Annotated in this window: 24 protein-coding genes; 9 read left to right on the top strand and 15 right to left on the bottom strand. The window is 50.1% G+C overall.

Annotated elements, in window-relative coordinates:
- Window positions 1-84: 84 nt before the first annotated feature.
- From ACYVAD_RS01335 to ACYVAD_RS01320, 4 genes are read right to left on the bottom strand one after another with little or no spacing between them, the layout of a single operon-like run.
- Window positions 85-381, bottom strand: coding sequence for a winged helix-turn-helix domain-containing protein (locus ACYVAD_RS01335; protein WP_461137665.1), 297 nt, complete (start codon window positions 379-381; stop codon window positions 85-87).
- Window positions 378-1,025, bottom strand: coding sequence for a hypothetical protein (locus tag ACYVAD_RS01330; RefSeq protein WP_461137664.1), 648 nt, complete (start codon window positions 1,023-1,025; stop codon window positions 378-380). Before ACYVAD_RS01330 ends, ACYVAD_RS01335 begins: the two co-directional genes overlap by 4 nt.
- Window positions 1,026-1,061: 36 nt before the next feature.
- On the bottom strand, window positions 1,062-1,433 hold the full coding sequence (locus tag ACYVAD_RS01325; RefSeq protein WP_461137663.1) for a diacylglycerol kinase family protein: 372 nt from the start codon (window positions 1,431-1,433) through the stop codon (window positions 1,062-1,064).
- Complete coding sequence (locus ACYVAD_RS01320; RefSeq protein ID WP_461137662.1) at window positions 1,417-2,121, bottom strand: DUF1361 domain-containing protein; 705 nt, start codon at window positions 2,119-2,121, stop codon at window positions 1,417-1,419. The genes ACYVAD_RS01325 and ACYVAD_RS01320 overlap by 17 nt, the downstream gene beginning before the upstream one ends.
- A 207-nt stretch (window positions 2,122-2,328) precedes the next feature.
- Between ACYVAD_RS01320 and mazG the strand changes: the two genes are divergently transcribed.
- Window positions 2,329-3,168 (top strand): nucleoside triphosphate pyrophosphohydrolase, encoded by an 840-nt coding sequence (mazG, locus tag ACYVAD_RS01315; protein ID WP_461137661.1) that lies wholly within the window; start codon window positions 2,329-2,331, stop codon window positions 3,166-3,168.
- Between the two features lies 1 nt (window position 3,169).
- Here the strand turns inward: mazG and ACYVAD_RS01310 are convergent, their stop codons facing one another.
- Complete coding sequence (locus ACYVAD_RS01310; RefSeq protein ID WP_461137660.1) at window positions 3,170-4,114, bottom strand: Ppx/GppA phosphatase family protein; 945 nt, start codon at window positions 4,112-4,114, stop codon at window positions 3,170-3,172.
- A 56-nt stretch (window positions 4,115-4,170) separates the two neighbouring features.
- Between ACYVAD_RS01310 and rpsU the strand changes: the two genes are divergently transcribed.
- The 3 genes from rpsU to ACYVAD_RS01295 all read left to right on the top strand — a co-directional run bounded on the left by rpsU (window position 4,171) and on the right by ACYVAD_RS01295 (window position 6,134).
- Entirely contained in the window at window positions 4,171-4,368 is a 198-nt protein-coding gene (gene rpsU, locus ACYVAD_RS01305) for a 30S ribosomal protein S21 (RefSeq protein ID WP_176566136.1), read from the top strand.
- A 148-nt stretch (window positions 4,369-4,516) separates the two neighbouring features.
- Complete coding sequence (locus tag ACYVAD_RS01300; protein WP_461137659.1) at window positions 4,517-5,413, top strand: tyrosine-type recombinase/integrase; 897 nt, start codon at window positions 4,517-4,519, stop codon at window positions 5,411-5,413.
- A gap of 43 nt (window positions 5,414-5,456) precedes the next feature.
- Window positions 5,457-6,134, top strand: a complete 678-nt coding sequence (locus tag ACYVAD_RS01295; RefSeq protein WP_461137658.1) for an EboA domain-containing protein — start codon at window positions 5,457-5,459, stop codon at window positions 6,132-6,134.
- An 83-nt stretch (window positions 6,135-6,217) separates the two neighbouring features.
- On the opposite strand, the gene ACYVAD_RS01290 is transcribed toward ACYVAD_RS01295, so the two are convergent.
- Window positions 6,218-6,892 carry a hypothetical protein gene (locus ACYVAD_RS01290; protein WP_461137657.1) on the bottom strand — a complete coding sequence of 225 codons (675 nt, stop codon included), beginning with the start codon at window positions 6,890-6,892 and terminating at the stop codon, window positions 6,218-6,220.
- A gap of 6 nt (window positions 6,893-6,898) precedes the next feature.
- The gene (locus ACYVAD_RS01285; RefSeq protein WP_461137656.1) at window positions 6,899-7,576 is read right to left on the bottom strand and encodes a DUF4136 domain-containing protein; all 678 of its coding nucleotides are present in this window, start codon (window positions 7,574-7,576) and stop codon (window positions 6,899-6,901) included.
- Between the two features lie 152 nt (window positions 7,577-7,728).
- On the opposite strand from ACYVAD_RS01285, the gene ACYVAD_RS01280 reads away from it, so the two are divergent.
- The 4 genes from ACYVAD_RS01280 (at window position 7,729) to ACYVAD_RS01265 (ending at window position 10,477) form a co-directional block, all read left to right on the top strand.
- Window positions 7,729-8,661, top strand: a complete 933-nt coding sequence (locus ACYVAD_RS01280) for a TatD family hydrolase (protein ID WP_461137655.1) — start codon at window positions 7,729-7,731, stop codon at window positions 8,659-8,661.
- 109 nt (window positions 8,662-8,770) lie between these two features.
- Window positions 8,771-9,646, top strand: coding sequence for a UbiA-like protein EboC (gene eboC / locus ACYVAD_RS01275; protein WP_461137654.1), 876 nt, complete (start codon window positions 8,771-8,773; stop codon window positions 9,644-9,646).
- A gap of 25 nt (window positions 9,647-9,671) precedes the next feature.
- Window positions 9,672-9,962, top strand: a complete 291-nt coding sequence (locus ACYVAD_RS01270; protein WP_461137653.1) for a hypothetical protein — start codon at window positions 9,672-9,674, stop codon at window positions 9,960-9,962.
- A 35-nt stretch (window positions 9,963-9,997) separates the two neighbouring features.
- Window positions 9,998-10,477, top strand: coding sequence for an FKBP-type peptidyl-prolyl cis-trans isomerase (locus ACYVAD_RS01265; protein WP_461137652.1), 480 nt, complete (start codon window positions 9,998-10,000; stop codon window positions 10,475-10,477).
- Between the two features lie 76 nt (window positions 10,478-10,553).
- Here ACYVAD_RS01265 and ACYVAD_RS01260 read toward each other — a convergent pair whose 3' ends face one another.
- The 8 genes from ACYVAD_RS01260 to sufC form a co-directional block, all read right to left on the bottom strand.
- On the bottom strand, window positions 10,554-10,985 hold the full coding sequence (locus ACYVAD_RS01260; protein WP_461137651.1) for a BrxA/BrxB family bacilliredoxin: 432 nt from the start codon (window positions 10,983-10,985) through the stop codon (window positions 10,554-10,556).
- Window positions 10,986-11,036: 51 nt separating this feature from the next.
- Window positions 11,037-11,348: a DUF59 domain-containing protein gene (locus tag ACYVAD_RS01255; protein ID WP_162387681.1), complete on the bottom strand. Its 312-nt coding sequence runs from the start codon at window positions 11,346-11,348 to the stop codon at window positions 11,037-11,039.
- Window positions 11,349-11,370: 22 nt separating this feature from the next.
- Window positions 11,371-11,805: a SufE family protein gene (locus ACYVAD_RS01250; protein ID WP_461137650.1), complete on the bottom strand. Its 435-nt coding sequence runs from the start codon at window positions 11,803-11,805 to the stop codon at window positions 11,371-11,373.
- A 2-nt stretch (window positions 11,806-11,807) separates the two neighbouring features.
- Complete coding sequence (locus ACYVAD_RS01245; protein ID WP_461137649.1) at window positions 11,808-12,089, bottom strand: type II toxin-antitoxin system RelE/ParE family toxin; 282 nt, start codon at window positions 12,087-12,089, stop codon at window positions 11,808-11,810.
- Entirely contained in the window at window positions 12,086-12,307 is a 222-nt protein-coding gene (locus ACYVAD_RS01240) for a hypothetical protein (RefSeq protein ID WP_461137648.1), read from the bottom strand. The genes ACYVAD_RS01245 and ACYVAD_RS01240 overlap by 4 nt, the downstream gene beginning before the upstream one ends.
- Before the next feature lie 16 nt (window positions 12,308-12,323).
- Window positions 12,324-13,562, bottom strand: coding sequence for a SufS family cysteine desulfurase (locus ACYVAD_RS01235; RefSeq protein ID WP_461137647.1), 1,239 nt, complete (start codon window positions 13,560-13,562; stop codon window positions 12,324-12,326).
- Between the two features lie 103 nt (window positions 13,563-13,665).
- Entirely contained in the window at window positions 13,666-14,991 is a 1,326-nt protein-coding gene (sufD, locus tag ACYVAD_RS01230; protein WP_461137646.1) for a Fe-S cluster assembly protein SufD, read from the bottom strand.
- 94 nt (window positions 14,992-15,085) lie between these two features.
- Window positions 15,086-15,841, bottom strand: a complete 756-nt coding sequence (gene sufC, locus ACYVAD_RS01225; protein ID WP_461137645.1) for a Fe-S cluster assembly ATPase SufC — start codon at window positions 15,839-15,841, stop codon at window positions 15,086-15,088.
- A 204-nt stretch (window positions 15,842-16,045) separates the two neighbouring features.
- On the opposite strand from sufC, the gene ACYVAD_RS01220 reads away from it, so the two are divergent.
- Window positions 16,046-17,539, top strand: coding sequence for an arginine deiminase family protein (locus tag ACYVAD_RS01220; protein WP_461137644.1), 1,494 nt, complete (start codon window positions 16,046-16,048; stop codon window positions 17,537-17,539).
- Window positions 17,540-17,599 lie beyond the last annotated feature (60 nt).

Genomic DNA, 17,599 nt, shown 5'->3' with positions numbered 1-17,599 from the left:
AAAATGAATTAGTGAGCTAAACGGCCTATCCGGCTCGTTAAAAAACGGCTCTGCTGTCAGCTAGCGAGAAAGAGGGAACAGAGATTACAGATTCTTGATAAACTCTTCGAGGGCGTTCAGGTGATCGGTGAAGGCCTGTCGCCCTAGGTCGGTTGCCGAGTAGGTTGTATTCGGTTTACGGCCCACAAATTGTTTCTGGATCAGTACATAGCCCGACTCTTCCAACGCCCGCAGGTGGGTTGACAGGTTGCCATCGGTAAGACCAAGGAGTTCCTTCAGCGCGTTAAAACTCATAGAGTCATTGACCATCAGAACCGACATGATATTGAGCCGTGCTTTGCTTTCGAAGGCTTTATTAAAATGAAGAAGCAGGTCTCTCATGCGGTATTTTGTTCGTATTTATAGTACATCGCCAAGCCGTACGCAATGTGCAGTACGCCAAAGCCGAGTGCCCAGGCGAGGAGGTTATTACCAGGCCAGAATAGAGCAATAAGCCCTAGGATTACCTCACAGTAGCCCAGTGACTCGACATCACGGATTGTGTACTTACTACCGTTCAGCAAGGCTAAGCCGTAAAAAATAAGCGTTGCCGGAAACGTCAGCCAAATTAGCTGGTAGTAAAACAACGCCAGGCAAAACAGACCGCCCACTACCAAAGGTACTGCCAGTGCCCAGGCCAGCCGCTGGGAAGCCGTGTTCCAGATACCAAGCCCTTGCCGACGCGCTTTGCGAACGGTAAAATACGTACCGGAGATCAACGCCAGCGTTAGCACCGTAACACCAACTAAAAGTAGAAACTGCTGAATCTGCCGGTGAGTTGCACTATCGTATAACTCCAGCCGCTGGTAGTTGATCAGCGAAAACCAGTCAGTACGTAGGCGAAGATGAACAACAGCTGCACCCGCCAGCGCAATCACACCGGCCGATACGCCCGATAAACCGCTTAAGGACAGAAATTTGGAAGACCGCTCCATCAGGCCGCGAATCTCTGTCAGGGTTTGTAAATGCTCGTTCGATTCGTGCATTGGGAACCAGAAAAGAAAGTAGAGAACAAGAATAATTTAGTAATAGTATGTGTCGAGTAATCGGTTGCCTAGAATAAGTAGGCCTGTAATTACAGCCGTAAGCGCCAGGATCAGCACCGCGCCGGAAGCCAGATCTTTGATTGCCTTGATTTGTGGGTGAATGCCGGGCGACACAAAATCACAAAGTTTTTCAATGGCGGTGTTGACCGCTTCAGCGGCCCAGACCAGCCCAATCTGCGTAACAAGGATTGCCCATTCAACGGCGCTGAGCCGTAACCAAAAACCAGAACCAACGACTGCTACGGCAATCAGCAAATGAACTTTAGCGTTGTTCTCGAAGCGGAATAGGTCGATAATTCCCTGGGCCGCGAACCGAAAACTACGTAGAACCTTACGAACGTCTATCATAATCGACGTACCAGTGAAAACATACGTACAGGACCACCAGCACAAAACCGTACGCCAAAGTTAGTTTAATACTGAGGTGATCGTGGTACGATTGAGTAATTGCCTGAAACAAGGAAGACGGCTTTGCCAGTACGTCCCAACTGTTCCAGCGGCCAAATCGACCCAAATAAATACCGAAGCCTGACAGAAACTGGCTGGCTAGAACAACGCTCCAGGTCACCAGCGACCCCAGCAGCGGCCGAATCATTCGGTGAACCACCAGCGTAGAATACAGACCCGCCAGCAAACCCGTCTGGGCAAACATAAAGATTGTCATCGTGTCGAACCAGAGCAGGGGCTGTTGCACGCTTTTGATGTGAAACAGGTCAGTAATAATGTAAGGAGCATTGGGTAGAAAGGCGAGCCAGGCCAGCAAACCAGCCACGAGCAGTCTGCCGCTCTGAAACCAACTTGGCCCATCCTCTGACGAGCGGATATCGCGGAGTATCAGTACAACGCCCAGCGGAAAAAAGGCCAGGAATAGGTTCCAGGTTAGCATGATAAAGAACCACCAGTTATCAGTCACGACTCCCCGAGTCACAACCAGACTGAGGCTGACGGTAGTCAATCCAAGTAGAGCAACAAACCCGCGGCTGACGCTACGCGGTTCTCTGAAGGCAATTGTGGGTGAATAGAAATGATTTCTCATGAAAAAGAACTTTGTTTAGCAAAGTAAATAGAATGGAAACCGTATAAACAAGCGATTCAGCAAGAAATTTGTGTACGGACTTTCATCGGCATAGCAAAAACCTGCGATTTGGTGCTGCCAAAAGAAACAGTTCTAATAGAAGAGACTATCAGCGATCAGAAACTAGGAGCAAAGTGCTTTTCCAGCATTTGTTTTTAACTTTACTCTATGACATTTGATCAATTGCCAACCCGCCGTCAGGAGCAGCTGATGGCCTTCAATCGCCTGCTGACCATTATGGATGAGCTGCGTGAACAGTGCCCCTGGGACCGCAAGCAGACGCTGGAAAGCCTGCGGCATCTGACTATTGAAGAAACCTACGAACTATCAGACGCGATTCTGGAGAAAGACCTGACGGAGATAAAAAAGGAGTTAGGTGATATTCAGTTGCACCTGGTGTTCTACGCGAAGATTGCGTCAGAGTTGGGTCTGGACGATAACCGGCGGTTTGATATGGCCGACGTGCTGAACAGCGTTTGTGATAAACTCATTAGCCGGCATCCGCATATTTACGGTGACGTAAACGGGCAAACCGTTGTGGCGGATACCGAAGAACAGGTGAAAGCCAACTGGGAGCAACTAAAGTTAAAAGAAGGCAATAAGTCGGTGCTAGGCGGGGTGCCGGGTTCGCTGCCCGCCCTGGTAAAAGCCATGCGGATTCAGGAAAAAGCGCGTGGTGCCGGTTTCGACTGGGACGAGAAACAGCAGGTCTGGGAGAAGGTTGAAGAGGAAATGCAGGAGTTCCGGGATGAGTTTAACGTAGAGGATAACGATGCCATCAACAAAGACCGGGCAGAGGGGGAGTTCGGCGATCTGCTATTCTCACTGGTTAATTATGCCCGCTTCATTGATCTCAACCCAGAAACCGCGCTGGAACGTACCAACAAGAAATTCATTAAACGCTTCCAGTACCTAGAGGAACAGGCAAAAGCCAGCGGTAAAGCCCTAAAGGACATGACGCTGGCCGAAATGGACGTGTACTGGAACGAAGCAAAAACCGCCGTGTAGGCTAATTCTGAGACATACTACTTAGAATTCCTTCTTTCAGCGAATACGTTGACGTTTTGATGTGCTGAATACCGTACGTTTTCAGAATAAAGTCGATCAGACAAACGGCTACGACAATCATGTCGACGCGAAGTTCTATCATGCCGGGCAGTTGCATTCGTTCGGCATGGTTTCGGGTTAGCAACTGCTCGTAGGACCGGTAAAACTCAGTGAGGGGTAGCGTAAAAGCTGTATCTGCCGGGTCAGGTAGTTGACCCCGTTCGTGCATGTACCACATGTCGACCAGCGTATCGAACGAGCCCGACGAGCCAACCAACGTACTGGGCTGATATTGGTGAATGGCGTTAGCGAGCGGTAAGAGTTGTTCCTGTACGTAGTTCTGTAGCCGACGCACGTTGCCGGGACTGATTGGTTCGTCGAAACCGCTTGTGTCAGGCATGAACCGTTCGCGCAGGCGCTGGCCACCAATCTCAAAGCTTTGTTTCCAGAAGATACGGTGTTGGTTGCCGAGAATAAACTCCACGCTGCCCCCGCCAATGTCGATAATCAGCGCGGTTTGATCGTCAAGCGCTCCGGCCGCCCGGACCCCGTAATAAATGTATTCGGCTTCTTGGTCGCCTGAAATCACCCGAATGGGAATCTGCGTAGCTGCCCAGACCCGGTCAATAAATTCCTGCTGGTTGCGCGCAACCCGGATGGCACTGGTTCCGGTAGCCAGAATCTGTTCCTGGGGTACCTGGTACTGATCCAGTACAGTTCGGAAGTAGGTCAATACCCCTAACGCTCGGTTGATGCCATCCTCGGTAATGATACCCTGGTTGATGCCAGCCTGCCCGATTTTCGCCGGATGGCTCTCCCGAAACAGGGTTTGATACCCATTGGGACCTTTTTCGGCAATCAACAGATGGAATGTATTGGTACCTAAGTCAATAATGGCTTGTTTCATATCGGCAAATCTACTACCTTTGCTACCCGTTTTAGCTAAAACACAACATTTAACACATGCTTATCATTAACGTAAAAGACAACGAGTCGATCGACAAAGCCCTGAAACGCTTCAAGAAGAAATTCGAGAAGACGGGCGTGTTGCGGCAGTTGCGGGCGCGGACGGCTTTCGAAAAACCGTCGGTAAAGCGTCGCACCGAGATCATCAAGGCTACCTACAAAGAAAGAATGTACGGTAACCATACCGAGCAGTAGGCCCTGCCGGATCACGAATTCTGGTTCGTGCCTTGGTGATTGCGCAGTCAGTAAGGCTAGTATCAGTAGTACATATAGAGCAGCAAGCAGCGATGTTTGCTGCTTTTTTGTTGGCAGCAACGTAAGTTTACAGTAGACAACGCCCCCTATGACGATAGACGACTTCCTTCAGCACATCCGTTTCGAGAAACGTCTGAGCCACCATACTGTAACCGCTTACAAAAATGACCTGGAGCAGTTTACGGCCTTTCTCCTGGCCGAATGTGCCCTCGATCAACCTGCGCAGGCTGACTTTCGGCATATCCGGTCGTGGATTGTCAGTATGATCGAAGCCGGGCTGGATAAGTCGTCGGTAAACCGAAAAATTGCGACGCTACGTAATTATTACGGGTTTCTGTTACGTCATAAAGTTGTTGCCGTCGATCCGACAACGAAGATACAGGCGCTAAAAGCCAGCAAGCGTTTGCCGCAGTACGTCGAGGAGCAGCCCATGGAAACGCTGCTGAGCGAGACCGAATTTCCGGATACGTTCGAAGGCGTTCGGGATAAGCTGGTGCTGGAACTGCTCTACGGAACGGGCGTTCGACTGAGCGAACTGACCGGTTTGAAAACAACTGATATCAATCCTTACAACAAGACGATTACAGTGCTGGGTAAGCGTAACAAGCATCGGATCATTCCACTGACGCAACCGTTGCTCGACTTGGTTCAACAATACCAGCGTTTGAAAGAACAGGAGTTCTCGGGGCAGGCTGACCAAACCGTTTTGATTGTCAGCGATAAAGGCATTGCCGCTTATCCCGTCCTCATTCAGCGGATCGTTAAACGGCACCTGACGCTGGTGACGACGCTGGAGAAGAAAAGCCCCCACGTCCTGCGCCACACCTTTGCCACACACCTGCTGAACCGTGGGGCCGATCTCAACGCCATCAAGGACCTGCTGGGGCACAGCAGTCTGGCGGCTACGCAGATCTATACGCACACCAGCCTGGAGCAACTGAAAAAAACGTACGATCAGGCGCATCCAAAGGCGAAGAAGGAGTAGCTGGAACGAGTCGTTATCCCGCTGATTCGCGTAAGTTTGTTCTATGAATATTCTTGCCATGAGTCAGACGCTGTTCTACCTGATGGAGCAGCAACCGAATGCTGGAAAAGCGACTACTTATCTCCGTCAGCAAGCCGACCAGTTTCAGGCTAATCCGCAGACTGCTCAGTTTTATCGGGTGTTTACGGCCCTGCCGCGCTTTACCGGAAAAGCGGTGCTTGATGTACCCGCTGATATGGCCTTGGCGTTGGAGCGTAGCCGGACGGGTTTCATGGTTGAAGGATGGACATTCGACCGATTGGCGAGGGTATGGTGGTTACTCCAGTTGCCCATCGAAGACAAAACGGCCTACGTAAAAACCATTACCGAACTATTTCGGGCGGCCGAAATGAATGAACTGGTAGCGTTGTATTCAGCGCTGCCGGTACTGGCTTACCCGGAGGCCTGGCAGTTTCAGGCTACGGAAGGCATCCGCAACAACATCGCGGATGTACAATCGGCAATCATGCTCCATAATCCGTATCCGGCGGATCAGTTTGACGAAGCTGCGTGGAACCAACTGATTCTGAAAGCTTTTTTTACGGATAAAGATATTACCCAGATTATTGGCTGGCAGGAACGCAAAAACGCCCGACTCGCGCAGACGCTGGCTGACTATGCTGCCGAGCGCCGGGCCGCCGGACGTAGCTTGCCACTTCATATTGACGAGTTGATGGCATAAACGAATAATGAGGCAAGCCGTAAGAAGAAAGGCTGTTCTTAATAGAATTTTTCTTCTTACGGCTTGCCTCATTATTCTGACTGCTAATACCAGCGATATATGATACCCGCCGATAGCATCAGCGATGGGCTGCTGCCCCGTAACTGATCATAGTTGAAGAACACATTCTGGTACTGAGCCTGAATCTCTGCACCCAGTTTGTTTTCCGTCTTGCCGTAGAATTTTAGGCCAATCGCTGGCGCAAAAGCACCTTTGAAATTGGCCTGCTGATCGGCCAGCGTTCCGAAGTAGTTCGTGTAATTTACGTATGCACCACCGCCTGCAATCTGCACGTATGGACGTACCGCAGCTGCGTTATCGGCAAAGTAATACGAGAAGGAAGCCATGGCTGGAATGATGGACAGCGTACGAGTCTGAACCGCCGAAATCGTCTGGCCACTACCATCGTACGTAGCTTCGTACAAACCGCGGGGTAGCCGTTGTTGAGTATACTGATACCCCGTTTTCAGACCAATTGAGAAGCGTTTGGGAAACAGCCACTCACCATCAACGGCCACATTAGCTGGTCCAATTCGGTCGATGTACCCTTTTTGGCCACCGAACGGAAACGAAACGCCGTAGCGCGCCGAAAAATTAAACGTTACATATTGCTCGTAAGGCGATTGAAAGACGTTTGAATAATCAGGGGTAGTGACGACCTGCGCCCAGGACACCGTTACCAGCGGCACAAGGGCGAATAAAATTAAGATCCGTTTCATAACGTATTAACGAGTTGTAGTCAGATAAGGCGATTGAGAAAAAATAGCATTCAACGCCGTGTTAATGGACTGCGTATCGACAATGTCACCGCCCCGGATTGACGCGTTGTAAATGACATTCAACTGGGTCTGGCCGTTGCCTGTGCTGGTCGTTGGACGATTTTTTAGGTCGACAACCTGAATTTCCCAGTATTTTTCGGCAACCTGATACGTGTAGTAGCTGGGATAGTAAGGGTAGAAACCACCAAGTCCCCCGAAGCCGCCAAAACCGCCACCCCAGTATCCACCATAGTACGCATATGGATCAACGCCAACGCCAGTATACTGGTTGTCAACCCGAATAACAGCTACACCAAGATCCGCGCTTTGGCCGCGGCTCACCCGTTGGAAACCACGGCTCGTCAGAGCACTGGCCACGCCCGACGTAAAACTTCCTTCAAGCGCACCCAACGAAGGGCGGTAACCGTCGTTGGATTCGATGACGACGGAGTCCGGCATACTGAATGTCCGGTATTGGCTGAAGTTAACGGAGCGGTCGTAGTTGGTGATATAGACCTTACTGTCTTCCGGACTTAGATTATCAAGCGCATTGTCGCGACAGGCGGATAACCCACCACCCAAAGTCAATAGCAAGGCGATGAATAAACTCGCTTTACTTCGTTTTAGCTGTTGCAGCGTTTTCATAACGGTATTTGTTGTCTTGTTACTTATAAAACGAGTAGGCTCGTCTTTGGGTTATACAACTGTGCATTAAAATGTGATCAAATAAGGTCCGCATAAATCACCTTTTTGCGGACCTTTGCGGTTTCGGTAACCTATTTAACCGTGTAGTTCTTATGGATTTTATGGATTCTATTCGTGGTATGTCGTTTTTCGATATGCACGTACATATGACGTCCCGTACCACCGACGATTATCAGGCAATGGCCGATGCGGGCGTAGTCGCTATGATTGAACCTGCCTTCTGGCTGGGTCAGCCTCGCACCGGTGTTGACTCTTTTCGGGACTATTTTGCCAGTTTGGTGGGGTGGGAGCGCTTCCGGGCATCGCAGTTCGGTATCCGGCACTATTGCACCATTGGATTGAATTCAAAAGAGGCCAATCAGGAAGAACTGGCCGAGCAGGTCATGGAAATTCTGCCGCTATTCATCTATAAAGAAGGGGTTGTGGGCGTGGGTGAAATTGGCTTCGACGACCAGACTGCTGCCGAGGACAAATATTACCGCGCTCAGCTCGAACTGGCTAAAGAAGCTAACCTACCCGTACAGATTCACACGCCCCACCGGGATAAAAAACAGGGAACGTCGCGGAGCATGGACATTGCCATCGAGCACGGGATCGACCCCGGCATGGTAATCGTTGATCACAATAATGAAGAAACTGTACGGGAAGTGCTGGACCGTGGCTTCTGGGCTGGCTTCACCATTTATCCGTTCACCAAAATGGGTAACGAACGAATGGTTGACATTGTGAAGCAATACGGTTCAGAGCGGATCATGATCAACTCGGCCGCCGATTGGGGTATCAGCGATCCACTGGCTGTTCCTAAAACGGCTGCTCTGATGAAACAGCGTGGTATTTCTGATGAGGATATTCGACTCGTTACGTTCACGAATGCGGTTACGGCCTTTGCCCAAAGCGGGCAGTTGAGTCTTGACGAATTGACCCAGCCCCTGGGTATCGACCAGAGCCAGCGATACAATGGCAGTTCTGTATTACGTGGCGGTCAGGCCCCACGAGTGGATAAAGAATCGACGATAATCAAATAATTGTGGACGAGTGACTGATAGAATGGGTGAATAAAAAAGAAGTTGTACGGTACTTTCTCTATCAATTATTCACTCATTCTATCAGTCATTCATTCGCCATTGATTTATTATGATCAAAGCACTACTGTCATTGACGCGGCCCGCGAATCTGGTTACGGCCATTGCGGACGTACTGGCGGGAATGGCCATTGCGGGTTATTTCCTGTTGCCAAATCCGGCACCCGCTCCGGTAGGTCTGCTGTGCTTGGCCACGGTAGGACTGTATGGGGGAGGGGTCGTTTTTAACGATGTTTTCGATGCAGAGTTAGATGCTATAGAGCGTCCCGAGCGGGCCATCCCCAGCGGAGTTGTCAGTAAAAATGCGGCAACGATACTGGGGGCTATCCTATTCGGGATTGGGATTGTCGCGTCCTTCGGGGTGAATCTGGTAGCGGGTGGTCTCGCTATCGCTATAACTGTTGCCTCGCTCGTCTACGACAAATATGGTAAACACCACAATCTGTTCGGACCGGTGAATATGGGCCTATGCCGGGGTTTGAATCTATTACTGGGTATTAGTATTCTGCCCGAGCAGGTACTGCCCTGGGCCTGGGTGGGCCTGGTACCTATTGTCTACATTGGGGCTATCACCATGATTAGCCGGGGTGAAGTGCACGGCGGTAGTTCGACGACGCTACGTCTCGCCGGTTTGTTGTATGCGCTCGTCATTGGTTGTCTGGCCGCTCTGGCGCAATCCAGACAACAATTAGGAACAGCACTGCCGTTTCTAATTTTATTCGGTTACTACATCTTTCCGCCTTTGTGGCGGGCCGTCTCTGAGCCTGTTGGACGTAACATTGGCATCGCAGTAAAAGCGGGCGTGTTGTCACTCATTGTTATGAATGCGGCCTGGGTGGCGGCCTTTGCTTCCTTTCCACTAGCATTGCTGGTGTTCTGCCTGCTCCCGTTATCGCGTTTGCTCGCCAAACTCTTTGCCGTGACGTAGGTTCATTGGCAAATACATTTTGCCAATGGAAGAGTCCCAGAACAAACGCTTGCTGGCAACAGTAGCGGTTTCGGTGCCGACATTTCAGCAGCGGCTAAATCGAATTACGGAAGAACAAAGCAAGGTCGGTACGGGCGTTCTTTCCCGGTTGGCGCTTGTGCACCAGACTGCAAAAGATTTTGCTATAGAAGCCGCTGAGAAAAAGGGAATCGATACGGTAAGCATCGACATTGAGGAGCTAACGAATCCGCCCCTGTTCGATTTTTATCCGGAAGAAGAGCCGGTCGTTATTCACTATAGCTACCTGACAAAGTAAGTTTCGTCGCTGTTCGCCAGCGACCGTATAGAATTATGAAGAGACCATACGTTTTCCTGTTGCTCCTAACCTTGTTTGCCAGCGGTTGCCAGCTCGGCCAACGTCCGCCCTGCGATCCTGCCCCCGTGGTAACGGATGTTCCTCAAACGGAAATAGCCGCGCTGAAGCAATACATTAACACCAAGGGCATCAAAGCTACGGCCGATGAACGCGGCTTTTACTATACGATTCAGAAACCCGGCTCGGGCGATAAACCAACGGTTTGTTCGAACGTAACGGTCAACTACAAAGGAACACTAACCAACGGCGAATCTTTTGATGATGGAGAGAGCGTAAGCTTTTACCTGAATCAGCTTATTCTGGGTTGGCAAGTGGGCATTCCGCTGGTGGCGCCTGGCGGCAGCGTTACGTTGTATTTACCGCCCAGCTTAGCCTACGGTAATCAGGAGCAATCGGGTATTCCAGCCAATTCGATTCTCGTTTTTGAGATTGATCTGGTCAAGGTGAGCAACTAAGACCAAATGCCATGTAAAAGAAAAAGCCTGCCAGTATAGTAGCTAGCAGGCTTTTCTTGTATGTGAGAACGCTGAATTAAGCGTTAGCGGGCGTGCAGAATTCGTCCAGCGCCATTTCCAGGTGCTGAGCGATCATCTGCGCGGACCGGCCTTCGATGTGGTGCCGCTCGATGAAATGAACCAGCTCGCCGTCTTTGAAAATACCGATTGCAGGAGACGATGGCGGATAAGGCAGCAGGTATTCCCGCATCTTGGCCGTAGCGTCCAGATCGGCACCAGCAAATACCGTCACCAGTTTGTCCGGCTTGGCCGCGCTGAGCGCAAGTGCCGCTTTAACGCCCGGACGGGCTGCCCCAGCTGCGCAACCGCAGACCGAGTTTACCATAACCAAGGTAGTACCTTGGGCATTGTCCATGGCGTTGACAACGTCATCAGCCGTTGTTAATTCCTCAAATCCGACGCTCGTCAGGTCTTCCCGCATGGGAACCAGCAAATGTGGAGGATACATAAATGAAATAGTTGAAGTTTATACGTGACTATTTAAGTGCAGTGGCAAAGGTTACATGAACCCGAGTTCTAGTTTCGCTACTTCCGACATGAGTTCGGTCGAGTAGGGAGGGTCGAACGTTAATTCAACGCTTACGTCGTTTACCCCGTCAATCGCCCGGACTTTCTCTTCGATCTCCGCTGGAATCGAACCCGCCGATGGGCAGGAAGGCGAAGTGAGCGTCATCAGGATATACACGTTGTTAACCGGGAATATTTTGATGTCATATATCAGTCCCAGTTCGTACACATCGACCGGGATTTCCGGATCATAAACCCCTTTTAGGGCAAGCACAACCTGTTCTTTTAATTCTTCGTCCGTCATGGTTGTTACGTATTGTACCTGGCTACGCGGTTGTTGATTGGTTGGCGTATTGCCGCCCGTATGCTTTCATTCGTTCGATCATCGATGCTAACCCACCGGCCCGCAACGACGTAATCAGATTGCCCATGCCTACCCGTGGGATAAAGTACAGATCAGCATTGGCAATGGCTTCGGGACTCTCGCCCGACAAAACGCGAATCAACAAGCCAATGAGTCCTTTCGAAATCTGGGCCGTTGGTTCGCTGTCTCCGTAAAAATAAAGCTGATTGCCTTTTAGTTCGGCATCAACCCAAACCTTTGACTGGCAGCCCATGATTCGGTTCTCGTCCGTCTTGGCTGACTTAGGCATTGGCGGCAGTTTCTTTCCCAGGTCAATGATGTATTGTGTCTTATCGAGCTGATCATCAAACAGATCAAACTCCTCGATAATCTCGTCCTGTTTTTCGTTGATCGTCATTCTTATAAGCTGCCTAGAGGCCGTCCCATCAGACGAACGGCAAGTATTTTTAGCGTCTCTTCCTGTGTACTATAAACCAATCTATACCTACCCACAAATACTTCGCGAATAAATGAAATATAGAAGTCTGGTACAATTCGCCCCATTTCTGGAAATTGAGCTATCAGGCTTAGTTTCTTTTCTAACTCGTCTGACCATTCATCGGCTACCGCAATTGACAGATCAAACAAGTACTCATAAATTTCCCGGACTTCTTCTCTTGCTGATTCTTTCCAGGCAATCATTCGTTTTTCTTTAACGCGGCCAGTTTCTTTTGCTTTAGATCTTTTAACTCCTGCATGACCTGCTCGTTAGGAATTTCGGCCGCTTCGAGTAACCTACTTTCGATTAATTTGATGAACAAAATACGTTCGATCAAATCTTCCGAAGATACCCTGTCTGGTAGCTTACTAAGGCTGGCGAGGACTTGGTTCTTGTCCAATAGAATTTCGTCAGGAGACATAGTCGTAAGATTAAAATCAAAGCATCATCTTCTGAACTCGGCGCAGACCCTGAATCATCCGGTCGACTTCATCTTTGGTGTTATAAACCGCAAAAGAAGCCCGGGTAGTTCCGGCAATGCCAAAGCGTTGCATCAGCGGCTGGGTGCAGTGGTGACCCGTCCGGACGGCAATGCCCTGCTGATCCAGAATAACGCCGATATCCTGATGGTGAATACCATCCATAACCCACGATACCAGACCAATTTTTTGCTTCGCCTGACCGATAATCCGTAACCCTTCAAAATCACTGAGCTGCTCGGTAGCGTATTGCAGCAAATCATTTTCATGAGCGGCAATAGCCTCTTTGCCCAGACCGTTGATAAACTCCAGCGCCGATTTTACCGCGATAACATCTGCAATGTTAGGTGTACCCGCTTCAAACTTATAGGGCGAATCATTGTAGGTCGTCTTCTCAAACGTCACCTCCTTGATCATCTCCCCGCCACCACGGTAAGGCGGCATTTTATCCAGCAGGTCCAGCTTGCCATACAGCACGCCCATACCCGTTGGACCGTAGAGTTTGTGCGACGAAAGCACAAAGAAATCAGCGTCCAGCGCCTGTACGTCAATATCCAGATGTGAGCTGGCCTGTGCGCCGTCGATCAGCACAACAGCACCAACGGCGTGGGCTTTTTGAATGATTGTTTCGACCGGATTGATCGTGCCAAGTGAATTCGATACGTAGACGACAGAAACGAACTTCGTTCGTTCTGATAGCATCTTCTCGTATTCCTCCATGATCAATTCGCCGTTGTCGTCAACGGGAATGACCCTTAAGATACAACCCCGCTCTTCGCACAGCATCTGCCAGGGAACGATGTTGGAGTGGTGCTCCATGCCCGAGATGATAATCTCGTCGCCTTCGTTCAGAAACCGGCGCCCGTAGGTTTGGGCGACTAGGTTAATGCCATCCGTAGTGCCATACGTAAAGATGACTTCCTGCCAGTGTTTGGCGTTAATAAACGACTGAACCGCCCGACGTGATGCCTCAAAAGCGGCCGTAGCCTGTTCAGCCAGATGGTGAATACCCCGGTGAATATTAGCGTTGTAACCTTCGTAATAGTTCGTCAGCGCATGGATAACCGACGAGGGTTTCTGCGTCGTGGCGGCATTATCAAAGTAGACCAGAGGTCGTCCGTTGATTTCCTGGTGAAGTACTGGGAAGTCCTGACGGATCTGCTGTATATCGAAGGTAGTATCTAAAGCCGATTGCATACGTAAGCGGGAGATTATCTATAAACTAACAACGGAGGCCGGGGAAAGGTGCAAAAAAAAGCGCCGGGTTGTTACATCCGGCGCTTCACTGAAGGAATTATTCTTATTTGGCCAGCTTCTGGGTAACTACCTGGTTAAGGTATTCGCGGATTGGCTCAATCTTGATCTGACTCAATACGTCCTGAGCGAACGCGTACAGCAGCAGCGTACGGGCTTCGTCCTTTGGAATACCCCGTGACCGCATGTAAAACAAGGCTTCGTCGTTGAGCTGGCCAGTCGTAGTGCCGTGTGAGCATTTTACGTCGTCAGCGTAGATTTCCAGCTGTGGCTTGGTGTTCATTGTCGCACCTGACGACAAGACTACGTTCTTGCAGGACTGGTACGCATTGGTTTTCTGCGCGTCAGGACGAACGAAGATTTTTCCGTTGAAAACACCCGTGCCATTGTCGTCCAATATACCCTTATACAGTTCGTTGCTGTACGAGTTCGGCATGGCGTGATCAACCAGCGTGTGGTTATCCACGTGCTGGCGTCCGTTCGGCATGTACAGACCGTACATGAAGGCTTCTGCATGCTGCCCGTTCAGGACGATGTTCAGGTTATTGCGAACGAAGTTACCGTTCAGGGTAACCGTAGCCGAATAGAAATGGCTATTGTCGGCCTGTTGCACTTGTGTTGTACCGATGTGATACGCTTTTTCCGTTTCGTCCTGCACTTTGTAATACTGCATCCGGGCATCGCGTTCAACCACGATTTCGGTGACGATATTGACGAAGCTGGCCCGCTCACCGAGCGTCCGGAACGATTCGGCAACGGTAACTTCGGCGTTTTTACCAACCAGAATCAGATTTCGGGGCTGCGACGCTACGTTGCTCTCACGGGCATCGGTAATAAATCGCAGGAGAATTGGCTGCTCGACCGTTACGTTGGCGGGCACCTGAATCACCACCCCATCGCTGGCAAGCGCCGTGTTGAGCGCCGTGAAAGCATTCTCCTGATAATCGGCGTAATGGGCAAAGTTCGCTCCCAGCAGCTCCGAGTTATTCTTCAGTGCGTCGGCGAAATTCGTAATCTGAACCTGCTCGGCTGGGCTGATAATGCGCGACAGCTCGGCTTTAAAAATGCCGTTCACGAACGTCAGGATGTTGCCTTCCAGACTTGGGATCTGTAGCGAGGTCAGGTCGTCTGCCGTCAAAGCAGACGAGTTGCCTAGTTCAAAAGTTTCCTTCAGGAAGTTGGTGACGTTCGAGTATTTCCATTCTTCGTGACGAATGGTTGGAAAACCTAATTGTTCAAATTTTTGCAGGGCTGCCCGGCGAAGCTGGTGAAGCGGAGTTTTGCTTTCTCCGTTCATCAGTTCCTCGTTGGAGCGGAAAGCCGCTAGCAACTGGTCTTTGAAATCGGTATATGATGAAAAAGAAGGAGTCATGTTAAAAATATCTGGTACGGTTCACACCGGTGTCATTGCGACGTTAGGCATTCGGTTACTGCAAAAAACAGTACGTCCGCAAAAGAATCAGCAATTAGACAGCTTCGGCTTCCGCTTTAATCCAGTCGTATCCTTTTTCTTCCAGTTCGAGGGCCAGCTCTTTCGGGCCCGACTTGACGATGCGGCCTTTGTAAAGGACGTGCACGTAATCGGGAACGATGTAATCCAGCAGGCGCTGATAGTGAGTAACAACGATCGTAGAGCGCTCTGGTGAGCGAAGCTTGTTAACGCCTTCGGCCACGATACGTAATGCGTCAATGTCCAGCCCTGAATCGGTCTCATCTAGAATTGCCAGTTTCGGTTCGAGCATGGCCATCTGGAAGATTTCGTTCCGTTTTTTCTCACCGCCCGAGAATCCTTCGTTCAGGGAGCGGCTTAACAAAGACTGATCGATGTTAACCAGCTTCATTTTTTCTTTCATCAGCTTCAGAAACTGCACCGCGTCCAGTGGGTCCTGCCCCCGGTGCTTGCGGATTTCATTCATGGCTGTTTTTAGAAAGTTAGTGGTGCTGACACCAGGAATTTCAACGGGATATTGGAAAGCCAGAAAAATACCTTCAGCTGCCCGCTCTTCGGGAGCCATGTCCAGCAAATCCCGTCCATCAAATGTTACGCTTCCGTCCGTTACCTCATAGTCTTCACGACCTGCCAGAACAGAAGCCAGCGTACTCTTGCCCGCACCGTTCGGGCCCATAATTGCGTGAACCTCACCGGGGTTGACTTCCAGGTTGAGTCCCTTAAGTATTTCTTTTTCGCCGATTGAGGCTTTTAAATTCCTGATGGATAACATGATAGGTTGTCTCGTATGCAGCCTTATTTAAACAGCAAAGGTAACAGATGAATTCATTGCTAGTCTGTTAGCACAACAAAAACGGGGGTTTAAAAGTTGACGTTCGCTTAATGTTGTTCGGTATGTAGCAACGGTAATTTCATTTCCAATGTCAAAAATGTACCTTGTGCGCTGTACCTGGCCCTTGTTCAGGTCAATTCTGGTATGGAAAATGAAATTTTTTCGATCGAAAAAGGAGGAGATAATAACCAATCAACAGCAACTGAGCTCATTAAAGTCTCGTCGGAAATTGGTCGGCTTCGACGGCTGCTGATTCACAGCCCGGATCGGGGGCTTGGTAAGGTAATACCATCCAAAGCGCAGGACTGGCTATTTGAAGATATCGTGCATCTGGATATGATGCGCCGGGATGAGTACGACTATTACGTTAAGATTCTGTTATATTTTCTGGACTCGGACAAAATCCGGGGAAAGGTTGCCCGGATAGGTAAAGATACTGATCGATCATTCTACAAGCCTGACCATGCCGATTATTTCCACTCGGACAAAGTGGTTGATATTCAGTCGTTACTGGCCGACGTCCTAGTCGATGAATTCATCCGGGGCCAGCTGATTGCTGCTATATGTGGCATTGAGCGAACCCCGTTTCGTACGCAACAGCAACTGAAGGTATATGAGCCGGCTGAGCTGGCCAAGATCATGATTTCAGGGTCGTTGCCCGACCAAACAATGCTATTTTCGCCCCTGCCCAACTTCATCTTTACCCGCGACATTGGCATCGTCATTAATGATCACATCCTGCTGAACAAACCCGCCAAGCAAGCCCGCACCCGCGAGGCTCTTCTGGCGCAGTACATTTTCTTTAACCACCCGCTGTTCGCTGCCTATCAGGATCGAATTCTGGAAATTCAGGATAATGAATACGCGTTCCTGCTACCCGACGCCGATACGAACCGGGACGTAACCCGCTCAACCTTAGAAGGGGGGGACGTAATGATGATTGCTAAACGGCACCTGATGATTGGCGTCAGTGAGCGGACAACTCTGTACGCGGCTCAGCAGGTAATGAAACTGGTTTTCGGCAAGAATCTGGTTGACAAAGTCACGATTATCAAGATTCCGAAGAAGCGAGACTACATGCACATCGACACGATTTTTACGCAGGTGAAACGAAACGTGTGGGTATTGCTTGGATCGCTGGCTCGCACGGGCGATGAGATGAAAAAGCGGGACGTGCTGCATTTTTTTGCTCCCAGAGACCTGGCCGAAGAACTCAAAATCATGCAGTTTATTAAGGGGGTCGAGCACAAACCCATTGAAATTGACAATCTGGAAGACTTACTGACGGATATCAGCAAATCTGACCTAAGCGCAACCGAACCAGTTCAATTTATTTATTCGGGTAATAATGAGTTCCCGTTTGGTGCCCGCGAGCAATGGACGGATTCCTGCAACTTGCTGGCGCTGAAAGACGGGGTCGTGGTGGGGTACGACCGTAATCAGAAAACAGCCGACGCGTTCCGGCAGGCCGGTTTCGACGTGGTAGGGGCGGCACAATTGCTGGACCGGTTTGATCGGGGGGAATCGTCGCCTGATACTATTGAAAATACGCTGATACTGCTGCCCTCGGCCGAGTTAAGCCGGGCCAGGGGTGGTTCGCATTGCATGAGTTTACCCCTACTTCGGGATGACGTATAGCGTAACAGTCGTCGGTTCAAAAAAATATCAGTAACAAACGAGGCATTACGTCGATTACTA

The sequence above is a fragment of the Spirosoma pomorum genome, assembly GCF_054776615.1.
This window is presented reverse-complemented; position numbering and strand designations above follow the sequence as displayed.

Bases quoted from the DNA above. Each gene is read 5' to 3' on its own strand.
- ACYVAD_RS01245 (WP_461137649.1), bottom strand. From the start codon at position 12,089: ATGATTGCCTGGAAAGAATCAGCAAGAGAAGAAGTCCGGGAAATTTAT.
- ACYVAD_RS01250 (WP_461137650.1), bottom strand. From the start codon at position 11,805: ATGACGATCAACGAAAAACAGGACGAGATTATCGAGGAGTTTGATCTG.
- ACYVAD_RS01265 (WP_461137652.1), top strand. From the start codon at position 9,998: ATGAAGAGACCATACGTTTTCCTGTTGCTCCTAACCTTGTTTGCCAGC.
- ACYVAD_RS01290 (WP_461137657.1), bottom strand. From the start codon at position 6,892: ATGAAACGGATCTTAATTTTATTCGCCCTTGTGCCGCTGGTAACGGTG.
- sufC (WP_461137645.1), bottom strand. From the start codon at position 15,841: ATGTTATCCATCAGGAATTTAAAAGCCTCAATCGGCGAAAAAGAAATA.
- ACYVAD_RS01285 (WP_461137656.1), bottom strand. From the start codon at position 7,576: ATGAAAACGCTGCAACAGCTAAAACGAAGTAAAGCGAGTTTATTCATC.
- mazG (WP_461137661.1), top strand. From the start codon at position 2,329: ATGACATTTGATCAATTGCCAACCCGCCGTCAGGAGCAGCTGATGGCC.
- ACYVAD_RS01295 (WP_461137658.1), top strand. From the start codon at position 5,457: ATGAATATTCTTGCCATGAGTCAGACGCTGTTCTACCTGATGGAGCAG.
- ACYVAD_RS01255 (WP_162387681.1), bottom strand. From the start codon at position 11,348: ATGACGGACGAAGAATTAAAAGAACAGGTTGTGCTTGCCCTAAAAGGG.
- ACYVAD_RS01235 (WP_461137647.1), bottom strand. From the start codon at position 13,562: ATGCAATCGGCTTTAGATACTACCTTCGATATACAGCAGATCCGTCAG.
- ACYVAD_RS01260 (WP_461137651.1), bottom strand. From the start codon at position 10,985: ATGTATCCTCCACATTTGCTGGTTCCCATGCGGGAAGACCTGACGAGC.
- ACYVAD_RS01330 (WP_461137664.1), bottom strand. From the start codon at position 1,025: ATGCACGAATCGAACGAGCATTTACAAACCCTGACAGAGATTCGCGGC.
- ACYVAD_RS01335 (WP_461137665.1), bottom strand. From the start codon at position 381: ATGAGAGACCTGCTTCTTCATTTTAATAAAGCCTTCGAAAGCAAAGCA.
- ACYVAD_RS01270 (WP_461137653.1), top strand. From the start codon at position 9,672: ATGGAAGAGTCCCAGAACAAACGCTTGCTGGCAACAGTAGCGGTTTCG.
- ACYVAD_RS01240 (WP_461137648.1), bottom strand. From the start codon at position 12,307: ATGTCTCCTGACGAAATTCTATTGGACAAGAACCAAGTCCTCGCCAGC.
- sufD (WP_461137646.1), bottom strand. From the start codon at position 14,991: ATGACTCCTTCTTTTTCATCATATACCGATTTCAAAGACCAGTTGCTA.
- ACYVAD_RS01325 (WP_461137663.1), bottom strand. From the start codon at position 1,433: ATGATAGACGTTCGTAAGGTTCTACGTAGTTTTCGGTTCGCGGCCCAG.
- rpsU (WP_176566136.1), top strand. From the start codon at position 4,171: ATGCTTATCATTAACGTAAAAGACAACGAGTCGATCGACAAAGCCCTG.
- eboC (WP_461137654.1), top strand. From the start codon at position 8,771: ATGATCAAAGCACTACTGTCATTGACGCGGCCCGCGAATCTGGTTACG.
- ACYVAD_RS01220 (WP_461137644.1), top strand. From the start codon at position 16,046: ATGGAAAATGAAATTTTTTCGATCGAAAAAGGAGGAGATAATAACCAA.
- ACYVAD_RS01300 (WP_461137659.1), top strand. From the start codon at position 4,517: ATGACGATAGACGACTTCCTTCAGCACATCCGTTTCGAGAAACGTCTG.
- ACYVAD_RS01280 (WP_461137655.1), top strand. From the start codon at position 7,729: ATGGATTTTATGGATTCTATTCGTGGTATGTCGTTTTTCGATATGCAC.
- ACYVAD_RS01310 (WP_461137660.1), bottom strand. From the start codon at position 4,114: ATGAAACAAGCCATTATTGACTTAGGTACCAATACATTCCATCTGTTG.
- ACYVAD_RS01320 (WP_461137662.1), bottom strand. From the start codon at position 2,121: ATGAGAAATCATTTCTATTCACCCACAATTGCCTTCAGAGAACCGCGT.